Genomic DNA, 12,874 nt, shown 5'->3' on the forward strand with positions numbered 1-12,874 from the left:
GGTGAAGGCTGGTGTCGTGGTCTCTGTCGCTTCTTGGTACTCAATACGATAAGAAGCGACCATTGCTCTAGATAGAGTTATTCAATATGTAGGTCGAGTGGTGTCTTACTAGTGCGGCCGCCAATCTCACGGGTTAACTTAGGTACTAGGTAGCCAGAAACCTCAGAGATTAATCCTTTAAAGTGATGCTTCGCCTCTTCATCTGAAATATAGAAGTGCGCTGCGCCCTGAACCTTATCAAGTACATGCATATAGTAAGGTAAAATACCGGCGTCGAATAGCTTTTCGCTTAATTCTTTCAATGAGTTAGCGTTGTTGTTTACGCCTTTAAGCATCACGCCTTGGTTGAGCAGAGTAGCACCACTTAACTTAAGCTTGTGGAAGGCTTGTTTGAGCTCTAAGTTGATTTCGTTAGCATGGTTAATGTGGCTCACCATCACTACATTAAGGCGAGTGTTAGTCAATGTTTGGCAGAGTTCGTCAGTCACTCGCGCTGGAATCACAACCGGTAATCGGCTATGAATTCGAACTGTTTTCACATGTGGAATTTGTGCGATAGCATGAATTAGCCACTCTAGTTCGCTGTCTTTTGCCATCAGTGGATCGCCACCCGACAAGATAACTTCGTTGATCTCTGGGTGAGCAGCCACATAGTCGAGACTGGTTTGCCAAACAGACTTCGAGCCCTTGTTATCTTGGTAAGGGAAGTGACGACGGAAGCAGTAGCGGCAGTTAATCGCACAACCGCCTTTCACAATCATCAGTGCACGGTTCTTGTATTTGTGCAGTAGCCCAGGAATGGCGTTGTCTTGCTCTTCCAGTGGATCAGCGGAATAGCCTTGGTGTACCTCAAACTCTTCGCTTAGCGGTAAAACCTGTCGTAGCAATGGATCGTGTGGGTTGCCTTTTTCCATTCGTTCGACAAAGCTAAGAGGTACCCGAAGTGCAAATAACTCACGAGCAGCGAAGCCTGCTTGCCATGGTGTTGGGTCTATTTCCAATGCCTCAAGCAGTTTTGTCGGGTCAGAGATCGCATTCGATAGTTGTTTGAGCCAGTTTTGCTCAACAGATTCGACTTTTCGGGTTATGATATGCGGCATTGAAATTAACTCAAAGATGTGGAAGAGAAAATCATGGCGTCAGTAAGCACCAATGAATTCAAAGGCGGTTTAAAATTCATGATGGATAACGAGCCTTGCTCAATTATCGAAAATGAATACGTTAAGCCAGGTAAAGGCCAAGCGTTTAACCGTGTTAAACTTCGTAAACTGCTGTCAGGCAAAGTGTTAGAGAAAACATTTAAGTCAGGCGATACAGTAGAACTAGCGGACGTTGTAGACGTTGAACTAGGCTACCTATACAGCGATGGCGAATTCTACCACTTCATGAACAACGAAACATTCGAGCAAATCGCTGCTGATGCAAAAGCAGTAGGCGAGACTTCTAAATGGTTAGTTGAAAACGACGTATGTACTCTAACGTTGTGGAATGATAACCCTATCACAGTAACTCCACCAAACTTTGTTGAGATCGCAGTAACAGAAACCGATCCTGGCCTTAAAGGCGACACACAAGGTACTGGCGGTAAGCCTGCAACTCTAGCAACTGGCGCGGTAGTTCGCGTACCTCTATTCATCGCAATCGGTGAAATTGTTAAAGTTGATACTCGTACTGGCGAATACGTTGGTCGTGTGAAGTAATTGACTTCAAGTATCTGAAAAAGGTCGCTTAGGCGGCCTTTTTTTGTATCCCAAGATCAGATTCGCGTAAACGAGATGCGGGATGCGAGATACGAAGAGCTGGAAGAGCAGATATGTGTGAACGAGATGCGAGATACGAAAAGCAGGAAGATCAGAGCCGAGTCAGAGAGATAAGATATTCAACAAATAACAAAAAAGCAGAGCTGGATAACCTAGCTCTGCTTTCGTTTTTCTGCTCTTAAGCTCTTCGATACTCGATTACTCGAATCCCGTATCTGCTTTTAGATCATAAAGATGAAAATAACAGATAGCGCGCTGATTAGGCCTGCAACGAAGTAGCAGCCAACTTTACCCGCAACACCGACATGGAACTTAAGGTCGTGCATGCCGTGGTGAAGACGGTGCATTGCGTGCCACATTGGCAGTGCTAGCGTACCGATGATGAATAGCGCACCGATAATGCTGGTGGCGAATTCAGACACACGCTCGTAGCTCATTGCGTCAGCATCAATGATGCCCATTGGCACTAAGATACCTAACACTAGAACCGTGATTGGTGTGATCATCGCAAACCAAGTACCGCCAGCGCCAAATAGGCCCCACCAGATTGGCTCATCAGAGCGTTGTGGGTTGTGGTTAACAGGTTTTACTTTGTAATTTGTGTTCATAACGAAAGCTCCTTACACCACAACAAGAACGATTAAAGAAATAAAAGCCACCGCTGCCCACTGGGTCAGTACGATGATTTTTTTATCAACCAATTTGCCTTTAAGACGGATTGGCATTACTTGAGGCATCATGCTGAAGAAGGTTTGAGCGTGCAGCAAGCTGCCTAGCAGTGCCACGATGTTGATACCAACAACGATAGGGTTAGCCATAAAGCTCAACCAACTAGCCCAAGCTTCAGGCCCTTTCACTAGTGCACCCAAACCGAAGGTTAGGAACAGAGTGAATAGAATCAAAGGCAGTACAGTCGCTTCACGTAGCATGTAGAAGCGGTAGAACGGATGGTTGCTCCACCACGTTCTCTTCATCTCACGAACATAAGGCTTACGATTGCTCATATTATGCCTCCTCTGCTGTTTTTACTTGCGATCCGTCTGGCTTGAACATCGAGATAACGAAGTCCATTGAAGACTCAACTTTACCTTGGTTTACTGCAGCCGCTGGGTCTACTTTCTTCGGACAAACGTCAGAACAGTAACCTACAAACGTACAGCCCCAAGCGCCGTTGTCGCCATTGATAAGCTTCATGCGCTCAGCTTTACCATTGTCACGGCTATCTAGGTTGTATCGGTGAGCAAGAGCAAGTGCCGCAGGGCCGATGAACTCAGGGTTTAGACCAAACTGAGGACATGCTGCGTAACACAAACCACAGTTGATGCAGCCAGCGAACTGCTTGTATTTCGCCATTTGCTCTGGAGTTTGGATGTTCGTGCCGTCTTCTGGCTTACGGTCGTTACCAATGATGTAAGGCTTGATCGCTTCAAGGCGCTCGATGAACGGCGTCATGTCGACAATCAAATCTTTTTCGATTGGGAAGTTAGCTAAAGGCTCAATCTTGAAGCCATTCGGGTAGTCACGTAAGAAGCTCTTACACGCCAGTTTTGGCACGCCATCAACCATGATGCCGCAAGAACCACAAATCGCCATACGACAAGACCAACGGTAAGACAGGTCTTTATCTAGGTTATCTTTGATGTAACCAATCGCATCAAGTACCGACATGGTTTCATCAAATGGTACTTCAAAGGTTTGAAAGTGAGGTTCTGCATCGTGCTCAGGGTCATAACGCAGGATTTCAATTTTTTGGATTCGATTCGCTGACATTATGCTTGCTCCTCTTCGCTCTTCTTAGCATTCTCTTCTGCTGCTTTTTCAGCGGCAGCGGCTTTCTCTGCAGCTTCACCGTACAGACGAGCTTTAGGTTGAGATTTGGTGATCTTAACGCCGCTGTAGTCGATGGTTGGTGCTGCATCTTCGTTGTAGAAAGATAGAGAGTGTTTCAGGAAGTTCACGTCATCACGTTCTGTGCAGTTGTCGTCTAGACGTTGGTGTGCACCGCGAGACTCTTTACGAAGAATCGCTGAGTGAACCATCGCTTCTGCAACTTCAAGGCCGTAACCCACTTCGATAGCGTAAAGTAGGTCAGTGTTGAACACTTTGCCTTTGTCTTTAATGCTGATCTTCTTGTAGCGAGCTTTCAGTTCAGTGATTTTGTCGATGGTCTTTTGCATCAAGTCTTCTTGACGGTAGATACCACAACCCGCTTCCATGGTGTGACCCATTTCAGTACGGATGTCAGCCCAGTTCTCGTCGCCTTCTTGGTTTAGTAGACCTGCGATGCGCTCTTCAACCGCTTTCACTTGCTTAGCGATAGACTCTTCGTTCCAGCCTTTGAATTCAGCAGCGCGTTTCACCGCTTCTTCACCAGCAACGCGGCCAAATACCACGAACTCAGCCAGTGAGTTAGAACCTAGGCGGTTTGCACCGTGTAGGCCAACTGAAGCACATTCACCAACGGCGAATAGGCCTTTAATACGAGTTTCACAGGTACCGTTAGTTTCAATACCACCCATGGTGTAGTGAACGGTTGGACGTATTGGGATCGGCTCTTTTGCTGGGTCTACGTTTACGTACGCTTTTGCTAGCTCACAGATGAACGGTAGACGCTCTTGCAGGTACTCTTCACCAAGGTGGCGAAGGTCAAGGTGTACGACATCACCAAGTGGGTGCTTGATGGTGTTGCCTTTCTGCTGCTCGTGCCAGAATGCTTGAGAAACTTTGTCACGTGGACCCAGTTCCATGTATTTGTTTTTCGGCTCGCCCACTGGAGTTTCAGGGCCCATGCCGTAATCTTGCAGGTAACGGTAGCCGTTCTTGTTGACGATGATACCGCCTTCACCACGACAACCTTCGGTCATCAAGATGCCAGTGCCCGGTAGGCCTGTTGGGTGGTATTGAACGAACTCCATATCACGCAGTGGTACACCGTGGCGATAAGCCATTGCCATACCGTCGCCAGTTACGATGCCGCCGTTGGTATTACAGTGGTAAACACGACCTGCGCCGCCGGTTGCTAGAACAACAGATTTTGCTTTGATGGTAACAAGCTCACCTTCAGACATGTGAATCGCGATTAGGCCTTGTACTTCGCCATCTTCAACGCCGCTCTGGTTTTCTACGAGAAGGTCCACCACAAAGTACTCATCAAATCGTTTGATTGTGTCGTACTTCATCGAAGTCTGGAACAGAGTATGAAGCATGTGGAAGCCGGTTTTATCCGCTGCGAACCACGTTCTCTCTACCTTCATACCGCCGAATCGGCGTACGTTTACTTCACCGTTTTCTTTACGACTCCATGGGCAGCCCCATTGTTCCATTTGGATCATTTCGCGAGTCGAGTTTTCAACAAAGTATTCAACAACATCCTGTTCACATAGCCAGTCGCCACCGCCAACAGTATCGTTGAAGTGGTTATCTAGGCTATCTTCGTCTTTAATTACCGCTGCTGAACCGCCTTCTGCCGCTACCGTGTGCGAACGCATTGGGTAAACTTTAGAAATCAGTGCTACTTCCAGTTCAGGATTAGCTTCAGCCGCAGCAATAGCTGTACGAAGACCAGCGCCGCCTGCGCCGATGACTGCGATATCTGTGGTAATTGTCTTCACAGTTATTCTCCAGTGTGATGCGGAGTATTCCGCTTGTTATTATAAAAAGCATTTAGAGAGTACTTAAACGGCATCAACCGTTTATCACCCCTAAGCCTTAAGTGGTAGGTTCAGTGTAAGAGAGGAAGGTATTCGAAAAGTTGATGCATTTGGGTTTTTAGGTCGGTAGTGCATATGGAGGCATAGAAATTATAGGTTATGTGACTGCAATCACGGCAATGAATTGTTGATAACGATTAACCCACAAGACTTGTGTTAACGGCTTGTTGAGTATGATTTTTGTTATCAATGTGGATGTGAAAGCTGTATTGATAATTGTATTGTAGAACGTAATTTTCTGGCTTCATTAAAGCAACATTTTGCTTCCATCTATAGAAAGATAGAAGCTTACAAAAGCGATGAAAGGTGGTAATTTTCGTCGCCTAGAATTCAGTAATATGGAACTCAATAATGCACTCTACATGGCAACCGGCCGCAACCATTAAACAGTTAAAGCAACGTGCTGATATCCTTAATCAAATTCGTCAGTTCTTTGCTGAGCGAAACGTGATGGAAGTGGATACGCCTGCGATGAGCCACGCCACGGTGACGGACGTGCATTTGCATACTTTCAAAACTGAATTCGTAGGGCCGGGTTATGCGCACGGTCAGCCTCTGTTCTTTATGACTAGCCCTGAGTTTCATATGAAACGTCTATTAGCGGCGGGCAGTGGCTGTATTTACCAAATTTGTAAGTCTTTCCGTAACGAAGAAAATGGCCGTTACCACAACCCTGAGTTCACCATGTTGGAGTGGTATCGCGTTGGCTTTGATCACCATGACCTGATGGATGAAATGGATTTGCTGTTACAGCAGGTACTTAAATCGGGCTCAGCAGAGCGAATGACTTACCAACAAGCCTTTATTGACGTGTTAGGTGTGTGTCCACTGGAAGATTCGATGGCTACGCTAAAGCAAGCCGCAGCAAAACTTGGGCTCAGCGACATTGCAGATCCAGAACAAGACCGTGACACCTTGCTGCAGTTGCTGTTTAGTATTGGGGTGGAAGCGAAGATAGGGCAACAAGTGCCTGCGTTTGTTTATGACTTTCCGGCTTCACAAGCTGCATTAGCCAAGATTAACCCTGAGGACCCGCGAGTGGCGGATCGCTTTGAGGTGTACTTTAAAGGGATTGAATTGGCAAACGGCTTCCATGAATTAGATAAGCCACAAGAGCAGCTCAAGCGCTTTGAAGATGACAATGCCAAACGTATTGAGATGGGCTTATCGCCTCAACCGATTGACCATCACTTGATTGAGGCATTAAAAGCGGGCTTACCAGACTGTGCGGGTGTTGCTTTAGGTATTGATCGTCTGATCATGCTGGCGTTAGGTTATGACCACATCGATGACGTGACGGCTTTTCCGTTCCTGCGCTCTTAGCTCTCTATTCAGTTAGTCTTACTTACTGTTTGGCTAACTGACCAGAATCCCAGTGCCACTATCTTACTAGGATACCAGTGCCAATAACGGCAACAATGGCACCGATCCAAGCGTAGGCATTTGGTCTCTGTTTGGTGTACAGCCAAAGTATTGGTAACAACATGATTGGTGTGGTTGAAGATAACAGAGCAACCATGCCGACATTGCCTTCCTGAAGCGCATACAAGATCAGCGTCATTCCCACCGCCATCGCTAAAAATCCGTTCACTGCGGTAATCGCAAATATTTGACCATTCATCGGGTTGATTGCGCGTGAGAGCTTAGCGCCAGTTAGACGAAATGCGGAGTGAGCAACAAAAGCGGTAATCATACGAATCGCTGAAGCGGCAACAGGGTCTATGCTGGTTTGCATCACGGGTTTTGCAATAATACCGCCCAAGGCTTGGCAAATAGCGGCAGTGATTCCGAGAGCTACACCAATCCACACGGTGCCCTTGATGGTTTCGAGTTGGTTGTTGGCTTGTCCTCGACGACCAAAGAATATCGCGGTTAAAACGCCACTGAACACCAAAGCCGAGCCAATCAGCTCCACCGAAGTCATGCTTTCGCTAAATAGGAAGTAACCAAGAATTGCCGAGAACACGGCGTGACAAGAGAACAGCAAACCTGCTTGGCGCGGTCCCATTCTGTTCAAACAAGCAAATAGGGCGGTATCACCAATGAAGATGCCAATTAGCCCAGATAGCATCATCGGCGTGACTAGGTCTGCTTCGACAGTTGACCAGCCACCAGTAAACCAAGCCATGCTCGATAAGATGATAGCGGTGCAACCCATGCGCCAGCGGCTATAGGCGAAAGAACCTAAGTGTTGAGCAGGCTTTACTGACATCAGGCTCGCGATAGCCCAAAGAAAAGCGGCAGCAAGAGCCAACCATTCGAATCCCATTGAAGTGTACGTCCGTGTCAAAATGTAGAAGTGGGTGATTCAATATGCACTAAACCTTCCAGATAGCAAAGACGTGATTACTATCTGGAAGGGCATTAGTAGGGATTAACGTGCTAGGTGATGATAAACAGGGCGAGGTAAACCATCAGCAAGCCCACAATACCTAAGATGATGCCCATCTTCGCCATGTCTTTGCTTTCGATAAGCCCGGTCGAGTAGGCCAGTGAGTTTGGTGGTGTCGATACTGGCAGAATCATGCCAAGTGACGCAGAGAAGGCGACCACAACCAGCAAGCCTTGCAGACCACCAATCGCAACTAGGCTTTCCATGGAAGCACCAATTGCAGCGGCTATCGGCATCAGCAAGTTGGCCGTCGCAGTGTTTGACATGAAGTTCGCCATTAACCAACACACGATAGACAATGTCAGTACCACAGCTGCAGGTGACAGCGATTCATAGTCAATTGCGTGTGCGAGTGCAGCGGCTAAGCCTGTTTTATCTAAGCCAATACCAATCGCAATACCACCTGCGACCAGCCACAACACATCCCAGTTAATCAGCTTGAGTTCTTCTTTGCCCATGATGCCAGTGAGCGTAAACACAGCCAGTGGAATGATAGACACGACATAGGTGTTCATGCCGTGCAGTTTGGTGGTCATCCACAATAAGATTGTCGCAGCGAAGGTGATGTAAACCACAATCGCTCGCCAGCTCTTTCTAAATTGTCCATCAAGCTTGAGCACCATGTTTCTTTCTTTAGAAGGGAAGAGTTTTTGTAGAAGAAACCAAGCGATGGTGAGTTGGATGATCACAAAGGGTAAGCCCATCATCATCCAGCTGAGGAAGTCGATGGTATTTTCACCCGTTAGGTATTGCAGCGCGATGGCATTGGGCGGTGTACCGATTGGGGTTGCGATACCGCCAGTATTGGCAGCAATTGGAATACACAACACGAGCGCTTTGATACCCATATCGCCTTTTGGTGCAGATGCCACGATAGGGCCGAGCAGCGCAAGCATCATTACCGTCGTTGCGGTATTTGACATGAACATTGAGAACACGGCGGTGATCAGCATTAAGCCGAGCATAATGAAGCGCGGCTCTGTACCAAATGGTTTGAGAAGCACTCGAGCTAGGTTGTTATCGAGTTCGTACTTGGATGCGGATATCGCAAGAGCAAAGCCACCCATGAAAAGGATGATGATTGGTGATGAAAATGCACCGAAGATGTCGGTATATTTGATTAACTCACCGAGATCGTGCCCCGCTGGTGGATTTCTAAATAGGTGTAAACCTTTGTCAGATATCATCACCAGTTCAAGCGCAATGATCAAAATGGAAGTGGCGAATACCGGAACAGGTTCAAGCACCCACAGCAGGGCTGCTAATAAGAATATCGCCAACAGGCGGTGTTGAATCAGCGTGAGATCATCGATTGGTATTGAATCTATCGGCATGAATAACACGCCTAAGGGAATCGCAAAACAAATCAACAGCTTGACCAGAACGCCAACATTGAGTTTAGGCATGTACAAAGACCCTATAAATAAAATATCTTCAAATAGAGTAAGTTATCTGGATTTCTGGTACTTGGAGACGGGTTGGAAAATCAAAAAGTTGTTTAAGGTTTCGACAGTTGTTTTGTTTTTGGTCAATCTTTTATCTGGGCAATTAGAGACAAGAGTGAGAAGCAGCAGGTGGCTGGGCAGGGTTTGAAAGATTGAGTTGTTAGAGCTTGAGTAGCAAATGAATCGGTAGAGTTAAGAAAAAGGCGCGTTCTTCTCTGAAATAGAAAAAGTAACGCGCCTTGAAAGCTTAAATGAGTTAACTCAAATTGTTAAGCTTGGTCAGTGTTCTCAGCAGAATCGGTAACAACATCGTCATTTGCTTGCGCTTCTTTGCCAGCAATGTGCGCGAAAGGTGTACCAAGAACCGTTTTCTCGCCATTTTGCATAGTGTCGTCAAACTTGATCGCATCTTTAGCGAACAGGTTGATAACGGTTGAACCAAGCTTAAAGCGGCCCATCTCTTCGCCTTTCTTCAAGATGATTGCTTTGTCACCTTGTGCAGGGTAATCCCATTTGTAAACCGAGTTACCACGAGGTGGGGTGATGGTACCTGCCCATACTTGCTCGATGCTACCTACGATCGTTGCGCCAACCAGCACTTGTGCCATTGGGCCAAATTCCGTATCGAAGATACAAACGACACGCTCATTACGTGCGAATAGGTTTGGAACGTTTTCTGCCGTTAACGGGTTAACTGAGAAAAGGTCACCTGGAACGTAGATCATCTGGCGCAGTGTGCCGTCGCATGGCATGTGCACGCGGTGGTAATCACTTGGAGACAGGTAAAGCGTTGCGAATTCACCGTCTTTAAATTCATCCGCTAGCGCAGCATCACCACCCAATAGCTCGCGAGCTGAGTAGTTATGGCCTTTCGCTTGAATCAGTTGACCGTCAGTAATTGGGCCAAATTGGCTCACACGTGCATCTGCAGGGTGAACAATAACAGACTCACCTTCAGCGATAGGACGCATGCCTTCTTTCAATTCACGCACGAAGAATTCATTGAATGTTTTAAAGTGTTTTGGATCGCTATGCAGAGCTTCATCCATGTTCACTTTGTATTGCTTGATGAACCAGTTGATGATCGCTGTCGTTAAGCCGCCCGCTTTAGCAGACGCAAGTTTGCCGACTAGGCGAGTTAATCCATGTTGTGGAATCCAGTACTGCAATCCAACTTTAATCTTATCCATTGTATTAATTTTCCAATGCTAATTGTTTTTCAATTAAATCTGTCGATGACGGTTTAGGGCGCGAGATGTTACTTAAATTCGCGCCAATTGTCAGTAAATGCACACATTTGTTCACAAAAACGCGATTAGAGATCGGCTTTTTTGTTGCGTGAATACTGACGGTTATCTTTGTTACTCGCCATGCTTTCAATGATGCGGTGGTAGTTGTCGAAACGTAATCGACTGATCTTTCCGTTTTCTACCGCTTCGCGCAGGATGCAGCCTGGGTCATCAATGTGTTTACAGTCACGGAACTTACAACCGCCAAGGTAAGGCTTGAACTCGATAAAGGCTTCAGTGATTTCGTCGGCCTCTAGGTGCCATAGGCCGAATTCACGCACTCCTGGTGAATCAATCAGATCACCACCAGAAGGGAAGTGGTATAAACGAGCTGCCGTGGTTGTGTGCTGACCAAGACCTGAGTTCTCAGAGACTTCGCCTTCTTCAATGTCTAGCGTAGGCATTAATGCATTCACTAGGCTTGATTTACCCACACCCGATTGACCAACAAAGATGTTGATACGGTCTTTGAGTTCAGCTTCCAGCTCTTTGATGCCGTAGCCAGACTCTTTACTCACGAACATCACTTTATAGCCGATCTTCTCGTACTCTTTAAGTGTTTCACGGTATTCAGCAATCTGCTCATCAGCCAGTAGATCGACCTTGTTCAGTACAACAAGCGGCGCGATGTTTACCGTTTCTGAAGCAATTAGGTAACGGTCGATAATATTAAGTGATAGCTCTGGTAGCACAGCCGATACGATAACCATTTGGTCGACGTTCGCAGCTACTGGCTTTAGGCCATCGTAGTAATCAGGGCGAGTCAGCATTGAAGTTCTCGGCTCAACCGCTTCCACAACGCCAGAAATACCGGCCATTGATTCTAAGCCTGCGCGCCAAGTCACTCGGTCACCAGAAACTAAAGTCTCGATACTACGGCGTAAGTTACAACGATGAACTTCGTTAGTTTCAAGATCTTCGATATCAGCATGTTGGCCAAAGCGCGTAATCACGAGTCCGCTTTTGGTTCCGCCAAGCATGTTCTCATCCCATTGGATAGAATCTTCTTTCTTGAGTCGCTTGTTCTGGTTGCTACGTACACGACGTACTTGACCTTTGGTTAACTTCTTTTTTTTAGCCACAATTTTTCACTTAACACATCTAACTTGATGATTGGGGACTCAAACAGGATGTTGCTGGTACCACGTGATTTCGATGGTCCTAAAGCTAGTTTGAGTATAGTTATTTGGGTATAGTACCTCTTTTACACATAAACAAATAGGCGACGCCTTATGTCCTTTAGCGATCAGAACCTTATTTGGGTTGATCTAGAGATGACAGGACTTGATCCTGAAACTCATAAAATCATTGAAATTGCTACTATCGTTACTGATAGTGAGCTTAACATCCTGGCTGAAGGACCTGTTTTGGCTATTCACCAACCTCAGAGTGAATTGGACAAGATGGACGAGTGGTGTACAACGACTCACACTGGCAGCGGCCTCGTGAAGCGAATTCAAGAAAGCACGGTTTCAGAGCAAGATGCCATCCAACAAACCATTGAGTTTCTTGAAAAATGGGTACCAAAAGGTAAGTCACCAATTTGTGGCAACAGCATTGGTCAAGACCGTCGTTTCCTATACAAGCACATGCCAGAGTTAGAAGAGTACTTCCACTACCGCTATGTTGACGTAAGCACTCTGAAAGAGCTGACTCGTCGTTGGAAACCTGAAGTGTTAGATGGTTTTTCTAAGTCGGGAAGTCACCTTGCGTTAGACGATATTCGAGAGTCGATCGCCGAGCTGCAGTACTACCGAAAAACGATTATTAACATCTAGTCGAATAAAATGATCACGTTTATCTAACTTTTCAGGGACATAAGAGCCGTTTTTTTTGCAAATCTGTGTGCTTTTACAGCAGTTGAGTAAAAAGTTTCGTAATTTTGCATTAAGGACTTGCATCACAAAAAAATGCTCTTATAATTCGCAGCCCTGAACGGAGAAAGACGTTTTCAGATTGCGATACTAGCTCAGTTGGTAGAGCGCAACCTTGCCAAGGTTGAGGTCATCGGTTCGAACCCGATGTATCGCTCCAATTTGTAGGTTACGGCGAAAGCGGTAATCGAAAGGTGAAAGACCTTTTATAATGCGATACTAGCTCAGTTGGTAGAGCGCAACCTTGCCAAGGTTGAGGTCATCGGTTCGAACCCGATGTATCGCTCCAAATTCTCTCTCACGCTTTATGCTGAAGATGAAAATGGTTTAGTCTCATTGTCTTAAACAATGCATCCGGACGCGGGATGGAGCAGTTTGGTAGCTCGTCGGGCTCATAACCCGAA

12 protein-coding genes and 2 tRNA genes are annotated in these 12,874 nt (G+C 46.4%); 5 read left to right on the forward strand and 9 right to left on the reverse strand.

The window, feature by feature from the left end:
- Positions 1 to 77: 77 nt before the first annotated feature.
- Entirely contained in the window at positions 78 to 1,100 is a 1,023-nt protein-coding gene (gene epmB / locus A136_RS14095) for an EF-P beta-lysylation protein EpmB (RefSeq protein ID WP_017063165.1), read from the reverse strand.
- A 33-nt stretch (positions 1,101 to 1,133) separates the two neighbouring features.
- Between epmB and efp the strand changes: the two genes are divergently transcribed.
- Entirely contained in the window at positions 1,134 to 1,700 is a 567-nt protein-coding gene (gene efp, locus A136_RS14100) for an elongation factor P (RefSeq protein WP_017063166.1), read from the forward strand.
- 281 nt (positions 1,701 to 1,981) lie between these two features.
- Here the strand turns inward: efp and frdD are convergent, their stop codons facing one another.
- Genes frdD through frdA form a run of 4 tightly spaced genes read right to left on the reverse strand, consistent with a single transcriptional unit; the run spans position 1,982 to position 5,371 of the window.
- Positions 1,982 to 2,368, reverse strand: coding sequence for a fumarate reductase subunit FrdD (gene frdD / locus A136_RS14105; RefSeq protein ID WP_017063167.1), 387 nt, complete (start codon positions 2,366 to 2,368; stop codon positions 1,982 to 1,984).
- Between the two features lie 12 nt (positions 2,369 to 2,380).
- Complete coding sequence (frdC, locus tag A136_RS14110; RefSeq protein WP_017063168.1) at positions 2,381 to 2,764, reverse strand: fumarate reductase subunit FrdC; 384 nt, start codon at positions 2,762 to 2,764, stop codon at positions 2,381 to 2,383.
- Between the two features lies 1 nt (position 2,765).
- The gene (locus A136_RS14115) at positions 2,766 to 3,530 is read right to left on the reverse strand and encodes a succinate dehydrogenase/fumarate reductase iron-sulfur subunit (RefSeq protein ID WP_009847917.1); all 765 of its coding nucleotides are present in this window, start codon (positions 3,528 to 3,530) and stop codon (positions 2,766 to 2,768) included.
- Positions 3,530 to 5,371 carry a fumarate reductase (quinol) flavoprotein subunit gene (frdA, locus tag A136_RS14120; RefSeq protein WP_017063169.1) on the reverse strand — a complete coding sequence of 614 codons (1,842 nt, stop codon included), beginning with the start codon at positions 5,369 to 5,371 and terminating at the stop codon, positions 3,530 to 3,532. The genes A136_RS14115 and frdA overlap by 1 nt, the downstream gene beginning before the upstream one ends.
- Positions 5,372 to 5,821: 450 nt before the next feature.
- Between frdA and epmA the strand changes: the two genes are divergently transcribed.
- The gene (epmA, locus tag A136_RS14125; RefSeq protein ID WP_017063170.1) at positions 5,822 to 6,793 is read left to right on the forward strand and encodes an elongation factor P--(R)-beta-lysine ligase; all 972 of its coding nucleotides are present in this window, start codon (positions 5,822 to 5,824) and stop codon (positions 6,791 to 6,793) included.
- Between the two features lie 58 nt (positions 6,794 to 6,851).
- Here epmA and A136_RS14130 read toward each other — a convergent pair whose 3' ends face one another.
- The 4 genes from A136_RS14130 to rsgA form a co-directional block, all read right to left on the reverse strand.
- Positions 6,852 to 7,739 carry a DMT family transporter gene (locus tag A136_RS14130; protein ID WP_017063171.1) on the reverse strand — a complete coding sequence of 296 codons (888 nt, stop codon included), beginning with the start codon at positions 7,737 to 7,739 and terminating at the stop codon, positions 6,852 to 6,854.
- Between the two features lie 113 nt (positions 7,740 to 7,852).
- Positions 7,853 to 9,268 carry an SLC13 family permease gene (locus A136_RS14135; protein ID WP_017061303.1) on the reverse strand — a complete coding sequence of 472 codons (1,416 nt, stop codon included), beginning with the start codon at positions 9,266 to 9,268 and terminating at the stop codon, positions 7,853 to 7,855.
- A 308-nt stretch (positions 9,269 to 9,576) separates the two neighbouring features.
- Complete coding sequence (asd, locus tag A136_RS14145) at positions 9,577 to 10,497, reverse strand: archaetidylserine decarboxylase (protein WP_017063172.1); 921 nt, start codon at positions 10,495 to 10,497, stop codon at positions 9,577 to 9,579.
- 125 nt (positions 10,498 to 10,622) lie between these two features.
- Positions 10,623 to 11,678 carry a small ribosomal subunit biogenesis GTPase RsgA gene (rsgA, locus tag A136_RS14150; RefSeq protein ID WP_017063173.1) on the reverse strand — a complete coding sequence of 352 codons (1,056 nt, stop codon included), beginning with the start codon at positions 11,676 to 11,678 and terminating at the stop codon, positions 10,623 to 10,625.
- A 150-nt stretch (positions 11,679 to 11,828) separates the two neighbouring features.
- On the opposite strand from rsgA, the gene orn reads away from it, so the two are divergent.
- The 3 genes from orn (at position 11,829) to A136_RS14165 (ending at position 12,759) form a co-directional block, all read left to right on the forward strand.
- Complete coding sequence (gene orn / locus A136_RS14155; protein ID WP_010434065.1) at positions 11,829 to 12,374, forward strand: oligoribonuclease; 546 nt, start codon at positions 11,829 to 11,831, stop codon at positions 12,372 to 12,374.
- Positions 12,375 to 12,554: 180 nt separating this feature from the next.
- Positions 12,555 to 12,630, forward strand: a tRNA-Gly gene (locus A136_RS14160).
- A 53-nt stretch (positions 12,631 to 12,683) separates the two neighbouring features.
- Positions 12,684 to 12,759: transfer RNA gene (locus tag A136_RS14165), tRNA-Gly, on the forward strand.
- Positions 12,760 to 12,874: the final 115 nt, after the last annotated feature.

Origin of the sequence: Vibrio crassostreae 9ZC13, assembly GCF_000272045.2 — a bacterium.
In the GTDB taxonomy this organism is placed as follows: Bacteria; Pseudomonadota; Gammaproteobacteria; order Enterobacterales; family Vibrionaceae; genus Vibrio; species Vibrio crassostreae_C.

Bases quoted from the DNA above. Each gene is read 5' to 3' on its own strand.
- epmB (WP_017063165.1), bottom strand. From the start codon at position 1,100: ATGCCGCATATCATAACCCGAAAAGTCGAATCTGTTGAGCAAAACTGG.
- efp (WP_017063166.1), top strand. From the start codon at position 1,134: ATGGCGTCAGTAAGCACCAATGAATTCAAAGGCGGTTTAAAATTCATG.
- frdD (WP_017063167.1), bottom strand. From the start codon at position 2,368: ATGAACACAAATTACAAAGTAAAACCTGTTAACCACAACCCACAACGC.
- frdC (WP_017063168.1), bottom strand. From the start codon at position 2,764: ATGAGCAATCGTAAGCCTTATGTTCGTGAGATGAAGAGAACGTGGTGG.
- A136_RS14115 (WP_009847917.1), bottom strand. From the start codon at position 3,530: ATGTCAGCGAATCGAATCCAAAAAATTGAAATCCTGCGTTATGACCCT.
- epmA (WP_017063170.1), top strand. From the start codon at position 5,822: ATGCACTCTACATGGCAACCGGCCGCAACCATTAAACAGTTAAAGCAA.
- A136_RS14130 (WP_017063171.1), bottom strand. From the start codon at position 7,739: ATGGGATTCGAATGGTTGGCTCTTGCTGCCGCTTTTCTTTGGGCTATC.
- A136_RS14135 (WP_017061303.1), bottom strand. From the start codon at position 9,268: ATGCCTAAACTCAATGTTGGCGTTCTGGTCAAGCTGTTGATTTGTTTT.
- asd (WP_017063172.1), bottom strand. From the start codon at position 10,497: ATGGATAAGATTAAAGTTGGATTGCAGTACTGGATTCCACAACATGGA.
- orn (WP_010434065.1), top strand. From the start codon at position 11,829: ATGTCCTTTAGCGATCAGAACCTTATTTGGGTTGATCTAGAGATGACA.